Below are 24,877 nucleotides of genomic sequence, written 5' to 3'. Positions count from 1 at the left end.
ACACGTCCAGGATCCTGATTGAAAACCGTAATCATTATTATTTGTATTGACACCTTCAGATTAAGAGTATATATTAATCAAGTATAAATAAGAACAATTACGATTTAGGAGGATGGGTAAATTGATTAAAAAACATGTATTTATGGTACTTGCTGTATTATTAATATTTTTAACCGGTTGTAATAACAGCGGGGAATCTGAGAATACAGCTGGTACAGCAGAACCCAATGGAACAGAAGAGAAATCTTTAACTTTGTTGTATAGTTTTCCGTCTAAAACGATTGATCCCCATCAGGATGCGATGGGTGTTCGGGCAGGGATTGCTGAGACGTTAGTTAGAATTGATGAAAACTTGCAAATCCAGCCTTGGTTAGCAGAATCCTGGGAACAAATTGATGAAAGAACCTGGATATTTACTATCAGAGATGGAGTAACGTTCCATGATGGAACAGCAGTCGATGGGGAAGCGGTAAAAGCTTCTTTTGAACGTGCATTAGAGGTTAATAATGCCGTTGCTTCGAGCTTGAAAATTGAATCAATGGAAGCAAATGGACAGGAAATTTCATTCATTACTACAGAAGAAAATCCGGCACTCATTTCTGAATTGGTACATACAAACACATCTATAGTTAATGTAAGTGCAGATGATATTAGCGAACAACCATTAGGCACAGGGCCTTTTCAAGTAGCTGATTTCACATCAGAATCTGAAATAAAGCTCAAAAAATACAATGAATATTGGGATGGAGCTGTGAACTTAGATGAAGTAACCATTAATTTTAACTCTGATGGAAATGTCAGGGCTCTCGCTCTTCAAACAGGAGAGGCTGATATTGTTTATCATTTGCCCCCTGAAGCGTTGGATCCGATTGAACAAGATGAAAATCTGCTTGTGGAGTCCATCTCAAGCTTACGTGTTCATTTCCTTCTTTATAACAACAAAAAACCGGCATTACAGGATGTGAATGTCCGTAAAGCATTGGATATGCTAGTGAACCGGGAGATATCTGTAACGGAAATCATGAATGGACATGGTACAGCTGCCAATGGGCCGTTTCATCCTGATTTTAATTTTGCGGGAGACATGGAGCCGGAAAGCTATGATCCGGAACGAGCAGCAGCTTTATTAAAGGAAGCAGGATATGAAACAAATGAAAACGGAATGTTGGAAAAGGACGGAGAGATTCTAGAGCTGACTCTTGCGACATACCAGGGAAGACCTGAACTGCCATTAATGGCGCAATATATCCAGGGAGAAGCGGCAAATATAGGTATTGATATAAATATCATAACGGTTGAGGAGATCGACAGTTATTTATGGGAGCAGCAGGATGAGTGGGATTTAGCAACTTATTCTGTATTAACCGCTCCCCGTGGTGATGGCGGTTACTTCTTTAATGTGGCGTATATGCCTGAGGGCTCATTAAACCCCGGACAGATAAACATTCCTGAGATCAACGAAATTACAGCAGAACTCAATGTAACTGCCAACGAGGAAGAACGAATCGCTTTAAAAAATATGGGTGTGTCAATCATTCGAGAGGAAGCTCCACAATCGTATATCTTACACCCTCATATTATCGTAGGTGTAAACGATCGTGTTAAGAACTGGAGTCCGGGATCGGAAGAATACTACTTCATTACAAATGAAATGGATGTAGAATAATGCAAAAGTGAAAGCATCCAAATGATGCTTTCACTTTTTCCTGATTTTAATTTCATAGTGTTAGGCAGGTAAAGAGCATGCAAAGAATAGTTTCTATTATCAGCACCAGAATATTCCAGTTACTCATAATGATATTAATTCTCTCTTTTGTAACCTTTTTATTAATGAAAGTGACTCCTGGTGATCCAATCAGAGCGATTCTAAAGGTAGATGACGTAGTTGTAACAACGGCGGATGAGGAAAAATTAAGGCAGGAATATGGATTCGACGAACCAATCTTCGTGCAGTACGGAAAATGGATTTGGGGTGTGGCCCAGTTGGATCTAGGAGAATCTCTCATCTCCAACAGACCAGTATTGGACATGATCTTAAACAGGCTGCCGGCAACAGCTGCGCTGTCATTAGGCGGTTTAGTCGCTCTTCTGCTCATATCAGTTCCCCTGGGTATCATAGGCGCTTTGTATAAAGGACGCTGGCCGGATTATTTGTCAAGATGGACCGCTATACTGGGAGCTTCCATTCCGAGTTTTTGGCTTGGGTTGCTGTTGATTTATTTTTTCTCATTAAAACTCAATCTCTTACCTGTGATGGGAAAGGGAACGCTCGCTCATTATATTTTACCCTCCATCACCCTTGGAATAGCAATGGCTCCTATTTATATAAGATTATTACGTGAGCGTTTGATAGCAACAATGCAAAGTACTTTTATTGAAGCAGCAAGAGCGAGAGGCATACGTAAAGAAAGAATTCTTGTTTTTCATGCACTGCGAGGCAGTCTTATTCCATTGGTTACTATGTTCGGATTGAGTATCGGCAGTCTTCTCGGGGGTGTGACTGTTATTGAAATTCTATTTTCCTGGCCGGGTATGGGTGAACTCATTGTGACTTCAGTAATGCAGCGGGATTATCCGGTTATTCAAGGTTACATCATTATTGTGGGTTTTCTCGTAGTCTTATCCAACCTTGCTGTTGATTTGCTTTATTTGATTATCAACCCTCAAATCAACCAGGAAAAGGAGAGTGTGTGATGGATACAGTACTAACGAAAAGCACGGCACTGGTGCGAAACCCTAATATGCTTGGCGGAATAATTCTGGCTGTGTTTTTAGCAGGAGTTATGTTTCTTGGAGGAGCTCTTGTTCCTTATGATCCATTTAAAATTGACATGGGTAACAGGCTGCAGGAAGCCTCAACTCTTCACTGGCTGGGAACGGATCAATTAGGGCGGGATATCTTTTCAAGAATCGTCTTCGGTGCGAAGCTGACGATTGGGCTGGGGATGCTGGCTATTTTCATGGCTGTATGCATTGGCGTACCCATTGGTCTGATTTCCGGCTATATTGGCGGACGGATGGATGCTTTTTTTATGAGAATCATCGATGGTATTTTAACATTTCCTGACTTTATATTAGCCATTGCGATCGCTGGTATACTAGGTCCCAGTTTAACTAATATAGTTATTGCTATCGTGCTTGTAAGGTGGATTGTTTATGCCCGTGTTGTTCGCGGGTTAGTTCTTTCGGAAAAAGAGAAGGAGTATGTATTGGTTTCAAAGACTTCGTTTTCAAGTCCTATAAAAACGATACGACTGCACTTATTACCTCATGTGATGCCGGACATTATTGTCATGGCTGCAATTGATGTGGGAAAAGTCATATTGCTTATATCCGCACTCTCTTATATAGGTCTGGGAGCCCAGCCGCCTATTCCTGAATGGGGAGCGATGCTTAATGATGGCCAGGGATATTTTCAAGTGAAGCCATCTTTAATGGTTTATCCAGGCTTGGCTATTATGGTTACTGTTTTATGCTGTAATTTACTTGGCGATGGGCTGAAAAGTCATTTCGATATTAGGAAGGGGAGGCAGGAACTGTGAGTAACCCGATCATCTCAATTGAAAAATTAAAGATAGAAACAAGAAATGGCAGTTATCCTTTAGTTAACAACGTTTCACTAGAGATAAAGAAGGGGGAAATTGCAGGCCTTATTGGGGAAAGTGGCAGCGGAAAAAGCCTAACAGCAAGGGCAGTTATGGGCCTTCTTCCGGTAAATATGAAGAACTCCGGCCGTATCGTATATAAAAACTCTGACCTGTCAGCTCTTTCTCCAAAAGATCACCGGAAATTTCTTGGTAAGGAGATAGGTATCATTTTCCAGGATTACAGGGCGAGTTTTACCCCTTATATAAAAATAGGAAAACAAATCACAGAAACGATTCGCACCCACTATCCGATTGGGAAGAAAGAAGCAAGAAATCAGGCATTAGAAGTTCTCGGAAAAATGGGGCTTGATTCGGAACGTGTCTATTGCAGCTATCCATTCCAGTTAAGCGGCGGCCAGGTTCAGCGTGCCTCTATTGCAATGGTGCTGGCATTAAAGCCAGCTTTAGTCATCTGCGATGAAATGACAACAGCGCTGGATGTGATGAATGGAGAAAAGGTTTTAAATTACCTCGAAGAAGTCCGTAAAGAGACAGGATGTGCGATTCTGATGATTACCCATGATTTAGCCTTGGCTTACAAAAGGACCGATCGAATATATGTAATGCAGCAAGGAGAGATCGTGGAAGAAGGACTTCCAGAGCAGATTCGCTGCCAACATCAACATCCATATACTAAAAAACTATGTGCGTGTCTCCTGTCACTACCTGGGGAGAATTTTATAATTAATGAGAGAGTGAATGATCTATGAGTCTGGTAGTAGAAGGATTATCCAAGAATTACTCTAAAAACCTGGTTGCATTGAATACTATTTCTTTCAGTGCTAAAAAAGGTGAATGTATCGGAATCGTTGGTGAAAGCGGCAGCGGCAAAAGTACATTAGGTAAAGTACTGGTAGGATTAGAAAACTATAAGGAAGGCACAATTACCTATAATGGGGCCCCTGTCGTTCCAACAAAACGCTCCCGGCTTCGGGAATACCGAAAGAATGTGCAAATGATATTCCAGGATTCATCCAGCAGCCTGAATCCGAAACTGCCTGTATGGGAGAGTGTTCTGGAACCTCTTGATAATTTTAAGGAATGCAGCCCTGCTTTTCTGGAAGGGCAAAACCTTTCGCGAAAAGAAACAGCAGAACAGCTTTTAATAATGGTTGGTTTAGATAAGGAACTGGCCGGGCGTTATCCGGAAGAATTGAGTGGAGGACAGAAGCAGCGGGTCAGTATTGCGAGAGCACTGAGTATTGAACCATCACTTCTTATTTGTGACGAACCAACTGCAAGCTTAGATGTTACGGTCCAGGTGCAAATTTTAAATCTGTTAAAGGATTTTCAGAAAAAAATGGATATGACGATTCTTTTCATATCCCATGATATAAGGGCTGTAACATTTTTATGTGAACAAATTATCGTACTAAAAAATGGCACTATTCAAGACCAATTTGGAATAAATGAACTTTACCATAAAAGCCGCCACCCTTATACAAAGGCTTTAATTGAAGCTGCTTCCATCCAGTAAGCACATTTAGTTGTCATAAGGTGTGGTGAGGAAAAAATGTTACATAAAGGAGAATGGTATGAAAGGGGAAGCTGCTTCTGTACTGTCAAACAATGAAACATACTTAACCCACCGCAATTATCTGGCATTGGCGGTTCCACTCATCATTGCAGGTATCTCCACTCCCATATTAGGTGCTGTTGATACCGCAGTTGTAGGCAGGCTCCCTGACCCTGCTGCTATTGGGGGCGTGGCGATTGGAGCTGTTATTTTTAATACGATGTACTGGCTCCTTGGTTTCCTCCGTGTAAGTACGAGCGGCTTTACCGCACAGGCGGAAGGGGCTAAAAATGAAAAGGAAATCATTTTATCGTTTTTACGTCCCATGATCCTTGCTGTTTTGTTCGGAATGCTGTTTATTATTTTGCAACAGCCTGTTCTGAAGATCAGCTTAGTCTTATTCGGCGGAAGTGATGCCGTATCAACATTCGCGGCTACTTACTTTTCCATCAGGATATGGGGAGCACCATTTCTTCTTTTAAGTTATGTCGTTATTGGCTGGCTGATCGGTATGGGAAAGGTCCGCTTATCATTAATTGCCCAGGTTTCAATGAACCTGTTAAATATAATTTTAAATATCTTATTCGTCCTTGGATTTGGCTGGGGAGTTGCAGGGGTTGCTTATGCCACAGTTATCTCTGAAGTCGGTGTAGTACTATTCGGATTAATGTTTATTCTTTGGAAAAATAAAAGAAAGATAGCAAAAATAAAGCCTGCAATGGTCATGGAGTCAGAGGCAATATTAAAGATGATTAAAGTAAACAGCGATTTATTTTTAAGAACAATATGCCTGCTGGCAATGACTATCATTTTTACTTCCAAAGGTGCAAGTATGGGGGAAGTAACTTTAGCAGCAAATGCAATTTTATTGCAAATACACTATATTATGGCTTATTTATTCGGCGGATTAGCAAATGCTTCAAGCATTATTACAGGCAGAGCAATAGGGGGGAAGCAACAGGCCCTTTATCACCGTGCATTCTCCTTATCTGCACAATGGGGAATGATAACCGCAATTATATTATCATTTATCATATTTGTGCTTGGTGATCAAATCGTCGCTCTGTTCACCACAATTGAGGATGTAAGAGTATTTACAAGCGGCTACTTAATATGGATGGTGGTTTTCCCTGTAGTTGGTTATTGGGGGCTGCAATTAGAAGGGATATTTTCTGGTGCGACTGAAGCGAAGTCTATTAGAAATTCAATGGCATTAGCTCTAATTTTATTTTTGCTCGCTATCTGGCTGCTTGAGCCCTTGTATGGGAATCACGGGATATGGATAGCATTCGTTTTATTCAGTCTTGCCAGGTCCGTATTCCTGTCGCTATTTGTGCCAAAACTTACACGTTCTAAATTCGGGTTTTAGGGGGAGCCGGAGGACGGTTCCTCTGGTTCTTATTATAATAAAAAACCAGAAGAACCGTCCCTATGGTATTTAGTCTTAGGAAGTGTCTATGGCTTCTTATAAAAAATATCTCAGTCATATGATTGAGATATTTTTTTGAATTAAAATTGTTCCGTTAGATTACTATGTCTTCTCCCGGCATTTTAATTTTCCCAACTAAAACCAGTCAGCCGCTGCCAGAAGGAACATATGAAGCTAGTAACCCATATGAAGGGAACAAACTTATTTTTATACAGAGGAGCAGTTAGACACGGGGGACATTTCCTATACCCCCTGTGTCACTTCGTCTGCGCACGTAAAGCATTACTTGGACAGTTTAGTTTCTGTCAGAATGGTATCATTTAATAAACAACTATCCAATCCTTTTTTGATAGTAAGGGGGTCTAAGTGATCTCCTATAAAGAGAAACTCGGATAAATTATCAGCGGCGGTCGGTTCATTATAATTTTTTTCCTCAGTAATGATTTCCACAGAAGGGCCGATTTGTGAAATGAAGTGTGTTTGCTCTTCCTGTGGTATATAACAAACAGCCTTTGTACGCAAAGTTCCTTCAGGCAATTCCTGAAAGAACTTTTCAAGTCTTTCCATTGAAACAGGAAAAGAGCTGCGGTAAATATACGTATCGATACCATACTCTCCGACAAGAACAAACGGTTTTTTCTGCTCGAAATGTTGTAATTGATATGTGTAAAGCTCGTAAGGTGTACGTTTCCGTCCAATATCCTTTTCGCCAGGAACCACTCCTCTTTTGAAATCTGCCATTGTAACGAATTCAGCCAAAGGGTTCAGTTTTCCCAGAAACCAGTTTAGTTCCGCCAGCCGTTCCTTACTAACCTGGTCGGCGTTACCTAAGATAATAGTGTCAGCCATTTCTAAGGGGAAAATCAAAAGCTCTCCTAATGTAAATTCTTGTGATTCATTTCCCATTGATGAGAGGTTTTCAACACTTTCTATAGAAGAATAGTGAAACCAGAAGCTAACTGCATCAATGACATGAATATGAAGGGTATCAAGGAAAGAATCCTCTTCCATGAAGGAAGATAGCATATCGGGGGCGTGTACATTATCCAGATCAACTATTAATAACTCCGCCTTTTTGTTTTGCTGGTCTTTTAATACACATAAAAGCTCGTTTTTGTTATATGTCACTAGATCATGCACAGCTTCAGTCAGCTTTTTTTCCTGCAATAATTCTTCTGGAAATTCTTCAAATGAAAAATTGTTGTTGTCCTGGAAGAGAATTACTTTACTTTGTTTTTGTACCTTTATTTTCTTTATTAAAGATGACTTTAAACTGTCTGACAGGCCAGTCACCAAAGTTACAGGAATTATCTCTTCTTTTGCCATTGTTATCACCCCCATTTATTCAGTATCCATACAAAGGGAGAAGCCTGAATTTCCAGGCTTCTTTTCCTTGAAGTTGGTTTGGCTTTTCTTTTTACCAGCTGGATTTCTTTACTCCTGGAATCTGGCCTTTATGAGCCAGTTCTCTGAAAGCGATTCTGGAAAGCTTAAACTTGCGAAGGACGCCCCTTGGTCTTCCTGTCATCTCACATCTTCTTGTGAGACGAGCAGGGTTGGAATCTCTCGGGAGCTTCCTGAGTGCCTCATAATCTCCCTTTTCTTTTAATTCTCTTCTCAATTCAGCATATTGAGCTACTAATTTCTGACGTTTTCTTTCCTTTGCTACCATTGATTTTTTTGCCATTATAATAACCTCCTGCTATTTAAATCGTAATGATTACGTTTTACAAACATAAACTTATCATAAAGGAAAAATTTAAGCATGTAAAGTGAAAAAGGGTGCAATAATTTTTGACAAGTAAGGAAGGGGGGGGATAGTATAATAAATAAATCGTAATTATTACGATTTGTGAATGTAAAGGAGGGGTAATAAAGATGACATTAAAAATACCAGTCACTGTTTTAAGCGGTTATTTAGGAGCAGGGAAGACAACCATTTTAAATCATATATTGAAGAACCGCGATGGCCTCAAAGTAGCAGTGATTGTCAATGACATGAGTGAAATAAACATTGATGCCGAGCTCGTTAAGCAAGGTGGAGAACTTTCAAGAACAGATGAAAAGCTTGTGGAAATGTCCAATGGATGCATTTGCTGCACTTTGCGTGAAGATTTGTTAATTGAAGTGGAAAAGCTGGCGAGGGCAGGTAACATAGATTATATCGTTATAGAATCAACAGGAATCAGTGAACCGACCCCAGTGGCTCAAACTTTTTCCTACATAGACGAGGAGCTGGGAATTGACTTGACGCAGTTTTGCACACTTGACACGATGGTAACTGTCGTTGATGCTAACCGTTTCTGGCAGGATTTCAGGTCAGGGGAAAGCCTGCTTGACCGGAAAGAGGCGGTTGGAGAAGAAGACACGAGGGAAATCGCTGATCTGCTTATAGATCAAATTGAGTTTTGCGATGTGCTTCTATTAAATAAATGTGATCTCGTTTCAGAAACAGAGCTGGAGAAGCTGGAAAAAGTTATCAGGACCCTGCAGCCTAAGGCGAAAATCATCCGTACTGTAAATGGAAATGTTTCTCCTGAAGAAGTATTGAATACTAACCTGTTTAATTTCGAGGAGGCTAGTTCTTCAGCAGGGTGGATACGTGAACTGTCGCAAGGCCACCAGCAGCATATGCCTGAAACAGAGGAGTATGGAATTTCTTCCTTCGTATATATGAGGCGGCTTCCGTTCCATTCTGAGCGTTTTAATAACTGGATATATTCTATGCCGGACGAAGTAGTGAGGGCTAAGGGGATTGCCTGGTGTGCATCAAGAAACAATCTAGCCCTGTTAATGTCACAGGCAGGGCCGTCTGTTAGTATCGAGCCGATAACTTATTGGGTAGCCTCCCTCCCTGAAGCACAACAGGAGCAGATTTTAACAGAGAATCCTCAGTTATTGGATGATTGGGATGTTGAATTTGGTGACCGTCATACAAAACTGGTATTTATTGGCGTGTATTTGGACCGTGCTGAAATAACGAGGGAATTGGATAATTGCCTGTTGACGCCAGCTGAGTACGACTCAGATTGGAAAACGCTCCCTGATCCATTTAAGTGGAATTTACAAAGAGCATAAGAAAAAAGGGGTGCTGACAATGATACTGTCCGGAAAAACGATAGTAGATAAAATTAGCAGAGATGAAATTAAAATAAAACCTATTTCCAAAGAACAAATTCAGCCCGCTTCCATCGATTTACGCTTAGGGACACATTTTCTTGTTATTGATGAACATAGAAACGTCTCTTTATCTCTGGAGAACCAAGCAAACTACCGGGAGTTCATAACAGAAGAAAGGATCACAATTCCACCACATTCCTTTTTGCTTGCAACCACTAAGGAAACGGTAGAGCTTCCAAACAACCTGACTGCGTTTGTGGAAGGCAGAAGTTCAATCGGGCGGTTAGGATTATTTATACAAAATGCAGGATGGGTAGACCCGGGATTTAAAGGACAGATTACATTGGAATTATATAATGCTAACAGTCTGCCTATTGAATTAACTGTAGGGAGAAGAATATGCCAGCTGGTATTTGCTGAAGTTGATACAGAAGCGGAGCCATATAGCGGAAAGTATCTGCACCAGACAGGGGCCACAAACAGCAGGGTATACGAGGACGCAGAAGTGGGGAAATAAATTGCTGTATATCGGGCTAGCTGAAAATAAATTAACACATCAAATGGGTTGTCCTGTAACAGGACAACCCATTTTGTTCTTATTTATCCAATTCAATACGAAAAAATTTCTTTATAAAAAAGCTTTGACGATATTTGAAAAAAGTATTATGATTTATGTAACCGGTTACTGTAACCGGTTACACTAACATAAACATTTACTTATTAAGGGGTGCGGGGTATGAATATACTTTGGGGAATAGCAGGAATTGTCTCTGTATTGGGGATTGCTTATTTAATGAGTCTTGATCGAAAGCAAATACACATGAGGACTATTTTAGTAGCTCTTACCATCCAGATATTTTTTGCTTTTCTTACTTTGAAGTCAGCAACTGGACGAGCTGCTCTGGAATGGTTATCAGGGGTTGTCCAGGGAATCATTAATTACGCAAACGAGGGGATTGCTTTCCTGTTTGGTCCTTTACTGGGCGATGGAGTGATTTTCGCCTTCGAAATATTAACAGTTATTATCTTCTTTTCATCTTTGGTTTCGATTCTCTATTACCTTGGTATTATGCAGTGGGTCGTCACTATTATTGGTGGTGCGCTGTCAAAACTGCTTAAAACAACAAAAGTGGAATCTTTATCTGCAGCTGCGAATATTTTTCTTGGCCATACAGAAGCGCCATTAGTCGTAAAACCATTTATTAAAAAAATGCATCAGTCAGAGCTTTTTGCCATCATGGTAGGTGGATTTGGATCTGTTTCTGGTTCGATTCTCGTAGGATATTCACTTATGGGCATTCCACTTGAATATTTATTAGCTGCAAGCTTTATGGCAGCTCCGTCAAGTCTGTTAATCGCAAAAATTATACTTCCGCTTCCGGAAGAGATCAGAGAACAAGTAGGAAGTAGCAGCGACAAAGATATTAAGATTCAGGAAGACGACGATCAGGAAAAGGCTTCTAATGTCATTGATGCAGCTGCTCGCGGTGCTTCCACAGGTGTGAAGATGGTGCTTGAAATTGCCGGAACACTCCTTGCTTTTGTTGCATTAATCGCTTTAATTAACGGTCTCTTTGGAATCGTTGGAGATTTTGTTGGAATTGAACTGACAATGGAACGCATATTAGGTGTTCTGCTTGCTCCTATCGCATTTCTTATTGGTGTTCCGTGGGAAGAGGCAGCACTTGCCGGCCAGTTTATTGGGCAGAAAATTGTTATTAACGAATTCGTTGCCTTTGCCGGATTAGGAGAAGTAATGGATACAGTTTCACCTAAAACAGCTATGATCCTCAGCTTCGCTCTTGCCGGATTTGCCAACTTTGGATCAATCGCTATCCAGATCGGAGCATTAAGCACACTCGCTCCTAACCGCAGAAAGGATGTTTCAAAACTTGGTATGAGAGCTATGATTGCAGGTACGTTAGCTTCCTTATTAAATGCAGCAATCGCGGGGATGTTTTTCCTATAAAATATAATTTGAACTTCAGGAGGGTGTATGATGAATAATTTAAAACGTGTAATCTTAGATTGTGACCCAGGACATGACGATGCAATATCTATTATTTTGGCAGCTTCAAAAGTGAGTAATTTAAAAATCGAAGCGATTACTACGGTAGCGGGAAATGTAGAAGTTGAAAAAAATACGTTGAATGCTCTGAAAGTTTGCGACATAATCGGATTAGATGATGTTCCGGTGGCACAAGGAGCAGACAGACCTTTAATAAAAGAACGGGAAATTGCGGAAGAAATCCATGGGGAAACAGGTTTAGATGGCCCGAAGCTTCCGGAAAAGCCGGAAAAAAAGGTTATCGACAAGCATGCGGTTGATTTAATCATTGAAAAAGTAATGGAATCAGACGGGAACATTACGTTGGTTCCTACAGGCCCGCTTACAAATATTGCATTGGCAATGATCAGGGAACCAAAAATTATTCCAAAAATCAAAGAAATTGTGCTGATGGGCGGGGGCACATTCGGCAACTGGACCCCTGCAGCAGAATTCAATATTTACGTGGATGCGGAAGCTGCGAAAGTCGTTTTTGAAAGCGGTGTACCGATTGCCATGTTCGGATTGGATGTAACACACCAGGCGATCGCAACTGATACTATTGTTGAAGACCTGGAAAAAATCGAAAATGATGTTGCTCACTTTGTTGTAGAACTATTAAAGTTTTTCTCGAAGACATATAAAGATGTATTTGGCTTTGAAGGCGGTCCGATTCACGACGCATGCACAGTGGCTTATTTAATCGATCCTTCCATATTCAGGATGGAACATGTGCATGTTGGGATTGAAACAAAAGGGGAACTCACATACGGGATGACGACAGTTGATTTGCTAGGTGTAACTGGAAAACAGCCTAATGTGCACTTTGCTTCTCAATTGGATAGCAATAAATTCTGGGATTTATTCACAAGAGCATTGCATACTTATTCCAGATAAAATTCATCAGCAGCTAAGTTTTCCCGGGATACTGTGATCCTTCATTTTTAGTAATTACAAAATAATGATTTCAAGGTGGTACTAAATGGTAACAATAAGAGATGTTGCTAAATTTGCAAACGTGTCAGTCGCAACAGTGTCAAGGGTGTTAAATAATACCGGACAGGTAAGCGAGGAGACGAAAAAAAAGGTTGGGGAAGCGATAGAACAGCTGAAATACCGCCCCAACCTTGTTGCCCGGACATTATACAAGAAAACGTCCAGCTTTATCGGCCTCATTGTACCGGATATTACAAATCCGTTTTTCCCAGCTCTCGCACGGGCGGTGGAAGATAAAGCCCATTCTTACGGCTATACGGTTATTCTTTGCAATACAGACGGGAGCTCGGAAAAAGAATCGGAATATATAAGATCGCTACAGCAAAAAGGGATCGATGGAATTATTGTGTCAACGAGCAAGTTAGAAGCAGGGAGTTATACAGAATTTAACTTACCAGTTGTTGCATTGGACCGCACAATAAAAAATGATATTCCTACTGTTATTTCAGAGAATAAAGCTGGAGCCAGGACCGCCACTGAGCATTTAATCGAAGCTGGCTGCCGTTCTGTCGCCCATTTACGGGGACCGATGGGGCTGACTACAACCGATGAACGGGAAAAAGGCTTTTTAGAGGCTGTTCATGAGGCGAATATAGACCACCTTGTTATCGAATCGAATTTTGATGTAAAAGCAGCGGAAGAGATCACGTATGAGCTTTTTAAAAAGCATCCACACATAGATGGTATTTTTGCAGGTAATGATGTCATTGCCATTGGGGTAATGAGGGCGGCTCATAACCTTGGCCTGGCTATCCCGGACCAGGTACAGGTTGTGGGCTTTGATGGAATTGAGATCGGCAAAATGTTCATTCCATCTTTAACAACCATCGAACAACCGATCTATGATATGGGTGCCTTAGCTGTAGACTTGCTTTATCAGCAAATAGAAAAAATAGAGTTAGAACAACTCTTTAATGAATTTCCAACGAAATTAATAAAAGGAAATACAACGAAGAATCCGGAGGAGGGAGTATAATGACAACTCCTGTAATCACAGTCATTGGAAGCATAAATACAGATTTGATCACAGTCACCAGCCGGCTGCCGAGTCAGGGCGAAACAACCCTGGGAGAGACCTTCCATACTAAGCCTGGCGGAAAAGGTGCAAACCAGGCGGTGGCAGCTGCCCGCCTTGGAGCGAATGTCCAGATGATCGGCAGCGTAGGGGAAGACCTTAACGGTGCGGATATGCTAAAGGCATTAGCGAAGGAGAATATTGCAACAAGCATGATTAATACTGTTCCTGATAAAAATACAGGTATTGCGAATATTATTCTTTCTGATCAGGACAACCGGATCATTATAGTGTCAGGAGCTAATGATACAGTAACTCCGGAGTACGTGCAGCAATTTAAAGATGAAATTCTGAAGAGTGACCTCGTCCTCCTTCAATTTGAAATTCCATTGGAGACAATTTTATATTGCCTCGATATATGTGCTGAAAATAATGTGCCTGTCATCGTCAATCCTGCGCCAGCGAGAGAAATCCCGTCTGGCTACTGGGAGAAAGCCGCTTATATAACACCGAACGAAGGAGAAGCGGCACAGTTATTTGATTTTGATACGATGAGCCCTGAATTTAATGAAAAATTAATTATTACTCAAGGTGACAAAGGGGTTTCCTATAGTTTTAACAACAAACGATCGATAATCCCTGCTTATACCGTTACCCCTGTGGATACGACTGGTGCAGGGGATACGTTCAACGGAGCTTTGAGTGTGGCGCTCTCTGAGAAAAAAGATCTGGAGACAGCAATCAAGTTTGCCAATGCAGCATCAGCACTATCGATTCAGCAATTTGGCGCACAGGAAGGCATGCCGACACGGGAAGAAGTGGACGCTTTTCTGCAACGGGACTAGGAGACAGGTACACTGTCCCATTAACTTTTTTATGTGGGGTGACAACATGGATAAAAGAAAAATTATTATTGATACAGATCCGGGAATTGATGACACATATGCCATTGTTGCGGCATTAACATACGAGGGATTTGACGTGCAGGGGATCACGGTAGTTGCAGGGAATGTAGGACTGGAACCTTGTGTAACGAATGCCCTGGGAATCGTAAATATGATGGATGCAGATTGTCTTGTTTATCCAGGAGCACCGGCGGCATTAAATAAGCTCGGTAAAGATGAAAACTTTGCGTTAGCAAAAATGATACATGGAGAAAGCGGGCTGGGTACTGTCCAGCTTACTCCGGACCTTTCCAAAAAATCGGATGTCCATGCCGTAGACTTTATTTTAGAAACGGTGAGGGAGAACCCGGGAGAAGTCGAAATCATCACTTTAGGACCTTTAACGAATATTGCGTTAGCGATTCAAAAAGACAGAGAAACAATGAAGAAAGTGAAAAAGATCTGGTCGATGGGCGGGGGAGTACGATTCGGTAACCGCACGCCAGTAGCGGAATTCAACTATTGGGCAGATCCGGAAGCTGCGAAAGTGACATATGAGATCGGGGAAGACGTTGAAATCAATATGGTGGGCTTGGACGTTACACACAAAACCCGTTTCAGTTTGGAGGATTTGTTCTTTTTACGCGTGGAGTGCGGGGAAATAGGCAGTCTGTTAAGTGAAATGTCCAATCATTACATGGAAAACTACTGGAAATACATGAGGATGACCGGCGTTGTAGTCCACGATTTAGTCGCAGTCATGCTCGCAATTGATCCTGACTTAAGCAGCGAGGACGACGTCTTCAAGAGAGTTAATTTATCGATGGTTTGCGAAGGGATATGCAAGGGGCAGACAGTGGTTCAGTTTCCTCCAACAGACATTTATGAGGAAGAAGGACCAAAAAATGCCAACGTGTATATGGGCATTGACAATATCGCTTTCAAGAAAGCATTCTTTAAACTATGCTTCCCGGAAGCATACAGTATGTACAAGAAGTATATTTTAAAATAGTAATTGTAATGAAAATAGGGAGCCTTCCAGATATTCTGGAAGGCTTTTGCTGTTCAAAGGTGCGGGTGGCTGTTTCGACAGGTGCCAGGCACTTGTCGAATTATCTTTATTCCACCGCTCCGCCTATATCATAATCAGAGAGGTTAATCTCTATTTCTTCTCCTGTGGCAAGTTTTGCAAGTTCTGCTCCTAAATAGGGACCGGCGGTGAGGCCTGAGGCTCCCAGACCGTTTGCAGTAAATACACCTTCAAGGCCGGGCACTTTACCAATTACCGGCAGGTGGCCAGGTGTATAAGGGCGCAGTCCTGAACGTGTTTCCACCAGGGTACTGTCTGTAAGGCCCGGTGCATTTCCCAACGCTTTATCAAACACCTCATACAGGCCGCCGGCGGTAATCCTCGTATCGAAACCAGCATCATCTTCATGTGTGGCGCCGGCAATAATCCGTCCATTTTCAAAAGGAATTAGATAATGGTTTTTCGGGGGCATAACTACCGGCCAATGATTCGTATTTTTCTCCTCGATTTCCAGATGAACCAGCTGTGCTTTTTGCGGCGTAACGAGAAACTTTATGCCTAGTGGCTCGAATAGTTCTCCCGCCCAGGCACCGGCAGCAACAATCACTTTATCACCTGAAATCACTTCACCGTTTGTTTTTACTCCTGTAATCTTATTTCCTTCCCCAACCAGCTCTGCGCTGCCAGTGACAAATACAGCCCCGTTCTTTTTCGCCGCGCTTGTAAGGGCATTGCGCAGTTCCCGGCCGTTTACCCTCGCTCCCCCGGTAACATGGATTGCACCAAATTCATCGGAGACAGGGGGGAACATTGCTTTTGTTTCTTCTGGAGTCAATTTTGTAATCGTGCCAATCTCAGGGGCATCCTCCCGTTTTTTATAAGCTCTCTTTTCCTTGTCCTCGAGTATTTCTTCATCTCTATGTAATGCTAAAGCACCTGCCATCGTATATCCTGTATCCGTTTCGCCGTCATCTTCAAGCATTTTGATTAATTCCGGGTAATACTTTGCTCCATTTTTAACAAGTCTGTACCAAGCTTTATTTCTTCTTTGTGAAAGCCATGGACAGATAATTCCCGCTGCCGCGTCTGTTGCCTGGCCAGCATCACTCCGGTCAACTACAGTGACTTGATGGCCTGACTTTGCGAGGTGATAGGCTGTAGAAGCTCCTAATATACCTCCGCCAATTATTATTACATGCATCATATCCAACTCCACGTTTCATATTTCAATCTCCACAGCTATTTTACATTTTTAGCTGGTGCCTGTCACTACCCGAATAATCTTGTTTCACGGAACAAGATTATTCGACAAGTGCCTGGCACTTGTCGAACTTTTGAATCCCTCTGTCTTTACTTTACTCCTTTGATGCTTTCTTCGACGATATTTAATCCTTTTTCAAGCACTTCTTCTTCGATAGTAAGTGGGGGAAGAAGTTTTAACACCTGGCCGCTGCTGCCTGATGTTTCTATTATGAGCCCTCTTTTGAAGGCTTCTGCCATTACCCTGGAGGCAAAGCCATCGTCCTGAAAAGAAATTCCCTGCATTAGACCCCGGCCGCAGACCTTTCCTTTTAATTCAGGATAGCGCTCGGCGAGTTGGTTAAGAAACTCACTGACCCGTACGGCTTTTTGCTGAACGCTTTTCTCAAACTCACCATCTTCCCAATAGAGCAGAGAAGCGGCTGCAGTAATAAAGGCATGATTATTGCCTCTGAATGTTCCATTATGCTCCCCAGGCTTCCATAAATCCAGTTCCGGCTTCAGCAAAGTGATGGCAAGGGGAAGGCCGTATCCTCCAAGGGACTTAGAAAGGCAGATAATATCCGGTTTTATGCCTGCAGGTTCGAAGGAAAAATACGTGCCTGTCCGGCCGACACCTGCCTGGATATCATCAATAATCAGGATAATTCCCCAAGTATGGCAGATCTCTTCTATGCGCTTCAGCCATTCAAAACTCGCAGTATTCAGTCCGCCTTCTCCCTGAACTGTCTCAAGGATCATACCTGCCGGGACATTATCTTTCCCACTGGCAATTTCTAAATACGTTTCCAGATAATCGAGGCTCGACAAAATGTTTTCTTCATTATTATCCACCTTGTCAAAAGGCAGTGTGACTGTATTTGTCAATGGGAGCCCTGCGCCTTTTCGTTTCTCTATATTTCCTGTGACAGAGAGGGAACCGAGGGTCATGCCATGGAACCCGTTTGTAAAACAAATAATATCTGTCCTGCCAGTCGCTTTACGGGCTATTTTCAATGCACTCTCTACAGAATTAGTTCCTGTTGGTCCTGTAAACATCACTTTATAATCCATATTCCTCGGTTTTAAAATGACTTCATTGAATTTCTTCAGAAAGTCAGCCTTGGCAGCGGTCGCCATATCCAGTGAATGTGTGATGCCGTCATTTAACATGTATTTTACCAGTTTGTCCTTCATCACAGGCTCATTATGCCCGTAATTTAAAGCTCCTGCACCTGAAAAGAAGTCTATATATTCTTTCCCGTTTGTATCCCAGATTTTACTGCCTTTCGCTTTCGTAAATACTGCTGGATAACCTCTTATATAACTTCGTACATTCGACTCAAGTTCGCCAAAAATACTGAGATCATCTTTCATTTCACTCTCGTCTCCTTTCATAGATCCTCCCTTTATAAGCAGAAAAAATATCATAGTTTTCTGTACCTGTCTGCACTGGCAAGAAAGTCTAGTTAATTCTGCATAGTCTTTTAATAATATGCGCTCATGCAGGAACCGGCACGGTAGATGGCCTTTATATGATTGCCGCTATGAAATTTGGGACTGCTCTGTTTCTTTAATAACCTCCCGCATACAAAGGGAGCGGCATATATCAGCAGTTTTTCTGAAAGTATTTGTGCGAAAAAGGCGGATTACTTGAATCGAACAACCAGTCCATTTGTCAGGTCGTTTCATATAGTGATTAAAAATGGGGAGAAAGGGAGGCAAGAAAATTGAGAATAAAGTGGATGTATTCGATAACCGGGGCGGAAATCTTCCTGCCGCATAGTTTTAAGGACTTATATAATCTTTCCGGAAAAAAGAAGATTAATTTTAAGTTCGGATCCTGGAATAAACCCCTCAAGGTGAAATATAAAAGGACTCTTTCAAGGAGGACTATTGGCTTGTCTGCAAAACTTAAAAAAGAGGTTTTTATTCCGGAGGATGTTACTTTTCAAATCAACGTAGTAAAAAACACGCTGCAGCTGGGGCCGATGATTTTGTGGGTGGCAGCTAATGAAAATAAAAGACTGATTGACAGGCTTCCAAATCTGCAGAAACGGATTGAAAACCATGTACCTGAAACAGGTATGATTTGTATTTGTTCGGAAGAAGGAGTAGATCCGAAAACAAATCAAATTAAAGGCTTCTATTACAGTCATGACAGCAAAGAAAATGGATTGAAGTGGAAGAAAGCTGTTTTTTCCAATCCTGGTGCGGTTTTTAAAAGAGTGCGTTTGTCGAGCGTAATCAATAAAAATCTTATAAGCCAGTCCAATGGAAATTTGTTTAATTCCTACTTTTATACGAAGTGGGAAATGTGGAAGCTCCTGTCCAGTGATAACGGGGTAAGTATGCATCTTCCATTTACAAAAAAGGTAAAAGACATTTCCACAGTCAAAAAGGTTCTGAAGAAATATCCGTCTATTTATATAAAACCAGTCGATGGATCTGAAGGTGCAAAGATCATCAGGGTGGAGAAAGGCCGTTATGGTTATCGAATTACAGATGATAAAAATAATAAAGCGAATGTAACTAAACTGGAGGAATACCCGAATCTTGAGGAAAAGCTTAAAAGTGGCAGGGAGTATATCGTACAGCAGGATGTCTCTATGAAACATGATTCAAGAAATGTGGATTTCAGAATTTATATGCAGAAAAACAAATTGCACAAATGGATCTCTTCCGGTATTACCGCCCGAGTTGGCCGGCAGGGGAGTATTATAACTAATTTAAGGCAGCAGGAATATTGGCTTAAGGCCCGAAAAGCATTCCGGAAAATTTACGGTCTGAGTAAAAAAGAAGCTGCAAGCCAGGAAAAACAGCTCGTTGACATCTTCACGAAAGCTTGTGAAGCAGTTGATAAAACAGGCCATTTCGGGGATATTGCGATTGATTTTACAGTGGATAAAAATCTGAATGTCTGGATTCTGGAATTAAATATGAGAAACGTATATCCAGTAGAAGACCGGAGTCTGTCACATAAAGTGAAGGGCACACCGTTTCTTTATGCGATGAGTCTCGATGGTTTTAATACAGAAGAGAAGAAAGAGAAGAAAGTGAAGAAAGCAAAGCGGAAAGAGATGACAGAGACGACAGAGATGGCTGAGAATAAGCCGTAGTAGTAGAGATTACGTTCAGAGCCTATGATTTTTTTTTGCAACGGGCTGCCATGAAAAGACCTATTTTTTAGAAAAAAGCCTGAACTAGGGTACAGGCCGTTAATTTAAAAAACTATCTTAATATATTATTAGAAATACGAAAGGAAAGAGGTAGAAAATCCATGGGCAAAAAGAAAAAATCAGCTCATCTTTTTGGTGTTTTGATTTCAAATAAAGCCTGGAAAGATATGTCGAAAAAGAAACCCCCGTATCGACTTCAGCAGCTCGCTAAAGTAAATTCTTCCACTAATTTTGAAATGTATTTTTTCAACATGAGGCAGGTTGATCCCAAAACCAAGCTAATTAAAGCATATTATTATGACCCTGCTGAAGGGGAATGGAAGAAAGAAATTTTTCCATATCCAGATATTTTATACAGGCGGGGCGGCGCAACGAAAAGAGATAAATCAAGATTCAAGAAATTCATGAAGCAGTGCAGAAGGCAAGGCACGTTGTTATTAAATCCTGCCCAGCTTGGAAACTGGGAGATCTACAACTATTTTAATAAAGTTGAATCACTGCAGGAATACTTGCTGGAAACCATTCTGTACAGAGAGCCGGAAGATTTGATTAACATGCTGAACAGACACGGCAAAGTCTATTTAAAGGGTGTAACAGGAAGAAAAGGTAAGAATGTGATGCGGGTATCCCTGCTTCCAGATGAAATTTATCAGACAAAAAACTATTCCCACAGAAAAAACAAGGTCAGAATAAATGAATTTGACAACACCGAGGATCTGGTTTCTTATGTAATTAGTTTTTATCAGGATAAAGAATTTATGGTTCAGGAAGCTATTGAGCTGCTGGAAGTTGAAGACAGAATAATTGATTTACGGGCAGAACTGCAAAGAAACAAAAGCGGAGAAATTGATATTACAGGAGTTAGTGCAAGAGTGAGCCAGAAAAACTCGCCAATTACAATTAACTCTGTTGCTTATCCATCAGAAGAGTTCTTTGAAACGATCGGAATACCTTTTACCGAGAGAATCAAGTTAAAGCAGGATATAAACCGATTCTTACGACTTGTGTACAAAGAGACGGAAAAAAAATACGGTAAATTTGCAGAAATCGGAATCGACTTTGGTTTAACAAAGGATTTCAAAATTAAATTTATCGAGTGTAACTCACAAAGTGCTAAAGTATCCCTGCTCAAAGCATACGGAGAAGAAGCTTTTAACCATGCCTTACTGAATATCCTGGAGTCAGCAAAATCCGAACTTGAACAGCTAAAAGGTGCTGAAGTATACCAGGGCTGGTTAACGCGGATGAGAAACTGGTTTAAAGAGGGCTGGATAAAGATTCAATAAGAAAGGATGAAATAAACTAATGCTTTTAAAGGGCAGAAATAAATATGACATGTACCGGGTTATGAAATCAAACATTAAACTGGCCCCCTACCTGCCGGAAACAAAAACGTGGAGCCAGGAAACTTTCTTAAATATGCTGAATAAATATAAGTCCATTGTAGTTAAACCAAACAGCGGCAGTCTTGGCAGAGATGTCTATTTTATATATAAAAAGAAAACTAATTATGTAATAAGGGTCAATAAAAAAAGATTAGTCTATCCAAACGTTGATGCTGTTTGTTCCTATATGAAAAATATCGTAGGAGATAAAAAGTTCATTATCCAAAAGGAAATAAAGCTGGCTACAATAGATAACAGACGATTTGATTTCCGAATAATCGTCCAACGGAGAACGAGGAAAAAGCCATGGCAGGTTACGGGGATTATAGCAAGGAGAGGCGGGAAAGGTTACAAGGTTACTAACAGAAGCCGCCGAGGGGTAGCATTGCATCTGGATGTAGCCATGGAGAAACTCAATATTTCCGGACAGGCAAAAACTGCATTGGTGGAAGAAATAAAAAAGGTAGCCATAGAGGCGTCAGAAACTCTCGGTAAATCTTTTCCTAAACAACGCATTTTTGGAGTAGATATAGGAATGGACCAGGAAGGGAATCTCCATATTTTTGAACTGAACCGCTGGCCGCTTTTAGGAGGATTCAAAAGCCTGAAGGATCAGAGCCAGTATGAATTAATAATGAAAATCAAGGGGAAGAAAAAGAGATAACATTTATTCCAGGTTATGGATAAGACATTATGATTTGTTGTATGTCACAGGGCCCTCTTAAAGAAAGGAGGATAGAATTTGATTGGGATTATTGTATCATCCAGTATAGCCAGAAAAGCAAAATCCGGCCAAAAGCATAATGTAATACAGTTTTATAAAAAGTTAGCTGCTAATAATAAAGTAGATATCTGCTTTTACGCAGTGAAAGATCTTAAATCTTCCAGTCAAACGGTCAAAGCAGCAGTTTACTCCAGGGGAAGTGGTAAACTTGAAACGAAACAGGTTGCTATTCCGAAGGTGAATTTATACCGAGGTTATGCGTATCTCGTAAATAAAGCTTCTATTCGGAAAATAGAAGAATTAAGAAAGAAAAACATTGTTTTTTTCAACATTCTAAGTAATGCTGAGCGGGGAAAATTAAAGATTCATAATTTCTTAACAACGCAGAGAGAGATTGCCCCTTATTTGCCTGATACAGAGACCTTGACGTATCCGAAAATGGTAAATATGCTGGAACGTTACGGCAAGCTTTATATAAAACCTAAACAAAGCGCAAAAGGAAAGAATATTCGTGTCTTGGAAAAAACAGCTGGCGGGTATAAATTAACGCATGTTAATAAGGCTAAAGAGACTGTTAAAACAATTAAGAAAAATGAATTAAAAAGCTGTTTCACTTCCACATTCTCACCAGCACACAAATATATCGTCCAGCAGGCGATAAACAGTAAAACATATAAAAGAAAGAAATTTGATTTTCGCGTATTCACACAAAAAACAAAGTCAGGGAATTGGAAGGTTACAGGATTCTACGCCAGAATTGCGGATAAATGTCCAACTGTTACGAACAAAGATCAGGGAGGCCATGTAAAAGTTAATACGAAGCCGCTGATCAGCAAGTTGACAAAGAAGGAAATTAAAAAGGCTGCCGTGAAAGCAGCAAAGGCAGTAGAACAGAAATACCCGGAAATTATCGATCTTGGACTTGATATAGCCGTAGATCAAAATGAAAATGTCTGGCTGATTGAAGCGAACTTCCGCCCGTACAGAAGTACAGTCGACAGCAGACAATACCGCATCCTTTTCGAACACGCAGTGTGGTATTACAAGAACCGTTAATTTGGTGCCTGGTGTATGAAATAATAAATGTCGAATCATCTTCGATGTAATGGAGGTTAAAAGAGGATAAAAAAAGACCCCAGCGACTATGTGTAGTAAGATAAGGCTACCTGACAAGAAAGCCTCATCCTATACAAAGAAAGAGTGAAGTCACATGGGGCGAAAGTATAAAAAACCTAAATCCACTTCTAATCATATTAGAGGAAAGAAAGGAAGTCAATTCCGAGCTGAATTAAGAGGGATTGACCTGGAGAAGGTATTGATCGTTTCGATTGATGCAGCGAAGTTTTATCAGAAAGTAATGGTCTGTAATTACTTTGGAGATGTCTTATTAGAACCTATGTTTTTCGGAGTCAATAAAAAAGGGATAAGTAGCCTTCATGAAAAGCTACAGAAGATCAAGGCCAAAGTAGAGGCAAAGCGTATTTTCGTTGGTATTGAAGCAACTGGCCATTACTACGAGGATATAGTAAGGGAATTAGAAGCCTTAAAATATGTGGTTACCATTATTAACGCAGCTACAACCTATGAAGAAAGGGCCGGAGCACTAAATTGGAGTAAAACAGATGACCTTGATCTGGATGCCATAGCGCAAGTCATTATTCAAAATAAGGGGACAGAAAATAAACTTCCGCAAGGAAAGTACCAGGAATTATTGACATTGACAAGAGCTCGCAGGAATGAAGTTCGTAAGAGATCGAGGGTAAAAGTAGAGATACGAACGCTGATGGATAAGATATGGCGCGAATTCCAAGGTCATGTTTTAGTAAATGGAAACACCCCGACTAAAGTGGAGTTATTCAGCGACTTCTGGGGGAAATCCTCCCTGTTTTTCATGAAGCACTTCCCTCATCCGGAAGACATACTCTCTATGGATGAAGAGGGTATTCGAGCCCTTTCTGTTAAGCACAATTTGAAATTGAGAGACTCAACCATTAGGAATCTTTTATATGTGGCCAGAGAGAGCCTATGTAAGCCAAAAGAAACCGTACGTCCAGAGTTATTATTACTTAAAATGGCTCTACAGAACATAGAGTACCTCAATGAAAATATAAAGGTTTTAGAAAAAGAGATTGAGAAAGTATTATTGGAGACAGACGGAAGGCTTCTGCTTAGCATTCCAGGAATCGGAGTAATTACAGCTGCAGAGTTTTATAGTGAAGTTGGCGACCTATCAAACTTTGAGCACGCTGGGCAAATTATAAAGAAAGCAGGAACCAACCCTATTGTCATCCAATCAGGTGGTCTGCAAGGGTTTCACGGAAAAATTTCGAAACAGGGAAATAAGAACCTTCGGTTTATTGTTTATACAATCGGCAAGTCTTTAGCTCAACACAATAAGGATCTGCGTTCCTATTACAATAAACTTCGAGATCGTGGCAAACATCAGAGGAAAGCCTATATAGCTTTAGGAAATAAGTTCATTCGTATTGCTTTTTCCATGCTTAAGAATCGTATAGTCTATGAAACAAAAGATGAGTCGTATGAGTATTTAAAGATGATGAAAGAGAAGTTACGCCATACAAAAATGAAGGATTTTTATCAATTGATTAGTGCAGCATAAAATTATGATAATTTGATTCTTACTAATAAAATATGAGTCTCCTCCT

Annotated in this window: 22 protein-coding genes; 18 read left to right on the top strand and 4 right to left on the bottom strand. The window is 40.8% G+C overall.

Annotated elements, in window-relative coordinates:
* Window positions 1-121: 121 nt before the first annotated feature.
* The 6 genes from nikA to BK582_RS18030 all read left to right on the top strand — a co-directional run bounded on the left by nikA (window position 122) and on the right by BK582_RS18030 (window position 6,532).
* Complete coding sequence (nikA, locus tag BK582_RS18055) at window positions 122-1,666, top strand: nickel ABC transporter substrate-binding protein (protein WP_420841233.1); 1,545 nt, start codon at window positions 122-124, stop codon at window positions 1,664-1,666.
* Between the two features lie 77 nt (window positions 1,667-1,743).
* A complete protein-coding gene (gene nikB / locus BK582_RS18050) occupies window positions 1,744-2,694 on the top strand; it encodes a nickel ABC transporter permease (protein WP_078596379.1) in 951 nt (316 codons plus the stop codon).
* Window positions 2,694-3,542, top strand: coding sequence for a nickel transporter permease (gene nikC / locus BK582_RS18045; protein WP_078596378.1), 849 nt, complete (start codon window positions 2,694-2,696; stop codon window positions 3,540-3,542). The genes nikB and nikC overlap by 1 nt, the downstream gene beginning before the upstream one ends.
* Window positions 3,539-4,357, top strand: a complete 819-nt coding sequence (locus BK582_RS18040) for an ABC transporter ATP-binding protein (RefSeq protein WP_078596377.1) — start codon at window positions 3,539-3,541, stop codon at window positions 4,355-4,357. Before nikC ends, BK582_RS18040 begins: the two co-directional genes overlap by 4 nt.
* Window positions 4,354-5,124, top strand: a complete 771-nt coding sequence (locus BK582_RS18035) for an ABC transporter ATP-binding protein (RefSeq protein WP_078596376.1) — start codon at window positions 4,354-4,356, stop codon at window positions 5,122-5,124. Before BK582_RS18040 ends, BK582_RS18035 begins: the two co-directional genes overlap by 4 nt.
* 58 nt (window positions 5,125-5,182) lie before the next feature.
* On the top strand, window positions 5,183-6,532 hold the full coding sequence (locus tag BK582_RS18030) for an MATE family efflux transporter (protein ID WP_078596375.1): 1,350 nt from the start codon (window positions 5,183-5,185) through the stop codon (window positions 6,530-6,532).
* Window positions 6,533-6,874: 342 nt separating this feature from the next.
* On the opposite strand, the gene BK582_RS18025 is transcribed toward BK582_RS18030, so the two are convergent.
* Together BK582_RS18025 and rpsN are read right to left on the bottom strand one after the other, a co-directional pair.
* Complete coding sequence (locus BK582_RS18025; RefSeq protein WP_169911120.1) at window positions 6,875-7,918, bottom strand: GTP-binding protein; 1,044 nt, start codon at window positions 7,916-7,918, stop codon at window positions 6,875-6,877.
* 91 nt (window positions 7,919-8,009) lie between these two features.
* Entirely contained in the window at window positions 8,010-8,279 is a 270-nt protein-coding gene (rpsN, locus tag BK582_RS18020) for a 30S ribosomal protein S14 (RefSeq protein WP_078596373.1), read from the bottom strand.
* Between the two features lie 191 nt (window positions 8,280-8,470).
* Between rpsN and BK582_RS18015 the strand changes: the two genes are divergently transcribed.
* The 7 genes from BK582_RS18015 to BK582_RS17980 all read left to right on the top strand — a co-directional run bounded on the left by BK582_RS18015 (window position 8,471) and on the right by BK582_RS17980 (window position 15,666).
* Entirely contained in the window at window positions 8,471-9,670 is a 1,200-nt protein-coding gene (locus BK582_RS18015; protein ID WP_078596372.1) for a GTP-binding protein, read from the top strand.
* A 19-nt stretch (window positions 9,671-9,689) separates the two neighbouring features.
* Window positions 9,690-10,229, top strand: coding sequence for a dCTP deaminase (dcd, locus tag BK582_RS18010; RefSeq protein ID WP_078596371.1), 540 nt, complete (start codon window positions 9,690-9,692; stop codon window positions 10,227-10,229).
* A gap of 219 nt (window positions 10,230-10,448) precedes the next feature.
* Window positions 10,449-11,681, top strand: coding sequence for a NupC/NupG family nucleoside CNT transporter (locus BK582_RS18000; protein ID WP_078596369.1), 1,233 nt, complete (start codon window positions 10,449-10,451; stop codon window positions 11,679-11,681).
* Window positions 11,682-11,711: 30 nt separating this feature from the next.
* Window positions 11,712-12,656: a nucleoside hydrolase gene (locus BK582_RS17995; protein ID WP_078596368.1), complete on the top strand. Its 945-nt coding sequence runs from the start codon at window positions 11,712-11,714 to the stop codon at window positions 12,654-12,656.
* An 85-nt stretch (window positions 12,657-12,741) separates the two neighbouring features.
* On the top strand, window positions 12,742-13,731 hold the full coding sequence (locus BK582_RS17990) for a LacI family DNA-binding transcriptional regulator (protein WP_078596367.1): 990 nt from the start codon (window positions 12,742-12,744) through the stop codon (window positions 13,729-13,731).
* The gene (gene rbsK / locus BK582_RS17985) at window positions 13,731-14,615 is read left to right on the top strand and encodes a ribokinase (protein ID WP_078596366.1); all 885 of its coding nucleotides are present in this window, start codon (window positions 13,731-13,733) and stop codon (window positions 14,613-14,615) included. Before BK582_RS17990 ends, rbsK begins: the two co-directional genes overlap by 1 nt.
* Before the next feature lie 46 nt (window positions 14,616-14,661).
* Window positions 14,662-15,666, top strand: coding sequence for a nucleoside hydrolase (locus BK582_RS17980; RefSeq protein WP_169911118.1), 1,005 nt, complete (start codon window positions 14,662-14,664; stop codon window positions 15,664-15,666).
* A 106-nt stretch (window positions 15,667-15,772) separates the two neighbouring features.
* On the opposite strand, the gene BK582_RS17975 is transcribed toward BK582_RS17980, so the two are convergent.
* The gene (locus BK582_RS17975; protein ID WP_078596364.1) at window positions 15,773-16,888 is read right to left on the bottom strand and encodes an NAD(P)/FAD-dependent oxidoreductase; all 1,116 of its coding nucleotides are present in this window, start codon (window positions 16,886-16,888) and stop codon (window positions 15,773-15,775) included.
* Between the two features lie 146 nt (window positions 16,889-17,034).
* Window positions 17,035-18,300 (bottom strand): diaminobutyrate--2-oxoglutarate transaminase, encoded by a 1,266-nt coding sequence (gene ectB / locus BK582_RS17970; protein ID WP_078598098.1) that lies wholly within the window; start codon window positions 18,298-18,300, stop codon window positions 17,035-17,037.
* Between the two features lie 524 nt (window positions 18,301-18,824).
* Here ectB and BK582_RS17965 point away from each other — a divergent pair.
* The 5 genes from BK582_RS17965 (at window position 18,825) to BK582_RS17945 (ending at window position 24,831) form a co-directional block, all read left to right on the top strand.
* The gene (locus BK582_RS17965) at window positions 18,825-20,042 is read left to right on the top strand and encodes a YheC/YheD family protein (RefSeq protein WP_169911116.1); all 1,218 of its coding nucleotides are present in this window, start codon (window positions 18,825-18,827) and stop codon (window positions 20,040-20,042) included.
* Between the two features lie 161 nt (window positions 20,043-20,203).
* The gene (locus BK582_RS17960; protein WP_078596362.1) at window positions 20,204-21,388 is read left to right on the top strand and encodes a YheC/YheD family endospore coat-associated protein; all 1,185 of its coding nucleotides are present in this window, start codon (window positions 20,204-20,206) and stop codon (window positions 21,386-21,388) included.
* 19 nt (window positions 21,389-21,407) lie between these two features.
* A complete protein-coding gene (locus tag BK582_RS17955; RefSeq protein ID WP_078596361.1) occupies window positions 21,408-22,151 on the top strand; it encodes a YheC/YheD family protein in 744 nt (247 codons plus the stop codon).
* A gap of 78 nt (window positions 22,152-22,229) precedes the next feature.
* Complete coding sequence (locus BK582_RS17950) at window positions 22,230-23,267, top strand: YheC/YheD family protein (RefSeq protein WP_078596360.1); 1,038 nt, start codon at window positions 22,230-22,232, stop codon at window positions 23,265-23,267.
* 154 nt (window positions 23,268-23,421) lie between these two features.
* A complete protein-coding gene (locus tag BK582_RS17945) occupies window positions 23,422-24,831 on the top strand; it encodes an IS110 family RNA-guided transposase (RefSeq protein WP_078596359.1) in 1,410 nt (469 codons plus the stop codon).
* Window positions 24,832-24,877 lie beyond the last annotated feature (46 nt).

The sequence above is a fragment of the Evansella clarkii genome (assembly GCF_002019695.1).
GTDB lineage: Bacteria > Bacillota > Bacilli > Bacillales > Salisediminibacteriaceae > Evansella > Evansella clarkii.
This window is presented reverse-complemented; position numbering and strand designations above follow the sequence as displayed.

What these genes read in the sequence shown, in the direction of transcription:
- nikB (WP_078596379.1), top strand. Translation starts at nt 1,744, where the DNA reads ATGCAAAGAATAGTTTCTATTATCAGCACCAGAATATTCCAGTTACTC.
- nikC (WP_078596378.1), top strand. Translation starts at nt 2,694, where the DNA reads ATGGATACAGTACTAACGAAAAGCACGGCACTGGTGCGAAACCCTAAT.
- BK582_RS18035 (WP_078596376.1), top strand. Translation starts at nt 4,354, where the DNA reads ATGAGTCTGGTAGTAGAAGGATTATCCAAGAATTACTCTAAAAACCTG.
- BK582_RS18030 (WP_078596375.1), top strand. Translation starts at nt 5,183, where the DNA reads ATGAAAGGGGAAGCTGCTTCTGTACTGTCAAACAATGAAACATACTTA.
- BK582_RS18025 (WP_169911120.1), bottom strand. Translation starts at nt 7,918, where the DNA reads ATGGCAAAAGAAGAGATAATTCCTGTAACTTTGGTGACTGGCCTGTCA.
- rpsN (WP_078596373.1), bottom strand. Translation starts at nt 8,279, where the DNA reads ATGGCAAAAAAATCAATGGTAGCAAAGGAAAGAAAACGTCAGAAATTA.
- BK582_RS18015 (WP_078596372.1), top strand. Translation starts at nt 8,471, where the DNA reads ATGACATTAAAAATACCAGTCACTGTTTTAAGCGGTTATTTAGGAGCA.
- dcd (WP_078596371.1), top strand. Translation starts at nt 9,690, where the DNA reads ATGATACTGTCCGGAAAAACGATAGTAGATAAAATTAGCAGAGATGAA.
- BK582_RS18000 (WP_078596369.1), top strand. Translation starts at nt 10,449, where the DNA reads ATGAATATACTTTGGGGAATAGCAGGAATTGTCTCTGTATTGGGGATT.
- BK582_RS17995 (WP_078596368.1), top strand. Translation starts at nt 11,712, where the DNA reads ATGAATAATTTAAAACGTGTAATCTTAGATTGTGACCCAGGACATGAC.
- BK582_RS17990 (WP_078596367.1), top strand. Translation starts at nt 12,742, where the DNA reads ATGGTAACAATAAGAGATGTTGCTAAATTTGCAAACGTGTCAGTCGCA.
- rbsK (WP_078596366.1), top strand. Translation starts at nt 13,731, where the DNA reads ATGACAACTCCTGTAATCACAGTCATTGGAAGCATAAATACAGATTTG.
- BK582_RS17980 (WP_169911118.1), top strand. Translation starts at nt 14,662, where the DNA reads ATGGATAAAAGAAAAATTATTATTGATACAGATCCGGGAATTGATGAC.
- BK582_RS17975 (WP_078596364.1), bottom strand. Translation starts at nt 16,888, where the DNA reads ATGATGCATGTAATAATAATTGGCGGAGGTATATTAGGAGCTTCTACA.
- ectB (WP_078598098.1), bottom strand. Translation starts at nt 18,300, where the DNA reads ATGAAAGATGATCTCAGTATTTTTGGCGAACTTGAGTCGAATGTACGA.
- BK582_RS17960 (WP_078596362.1), top strand. Translation starts at nt 20,204, where the DNA reads ATGGGCAAAAAGAAAAAATCAGCTCATCTTTTTGGTGTTTTGATTTCA.
- BK582_RS17955 (WP_078596361.1), top strand. Translation starts at nt 21,408, where the DNA reads ATGCTTTTAAAGGGCAGAAATAAATATGACATGTACCGGGTTATGAAA.
- BK582_RS17945 (WP_078596359.1), top strand. Translation starts at nt 23,422, where the DNA reads ATGGGGCGAAAGTATAAAAAACCTAAATCCACTTCTAATCATATTAGA.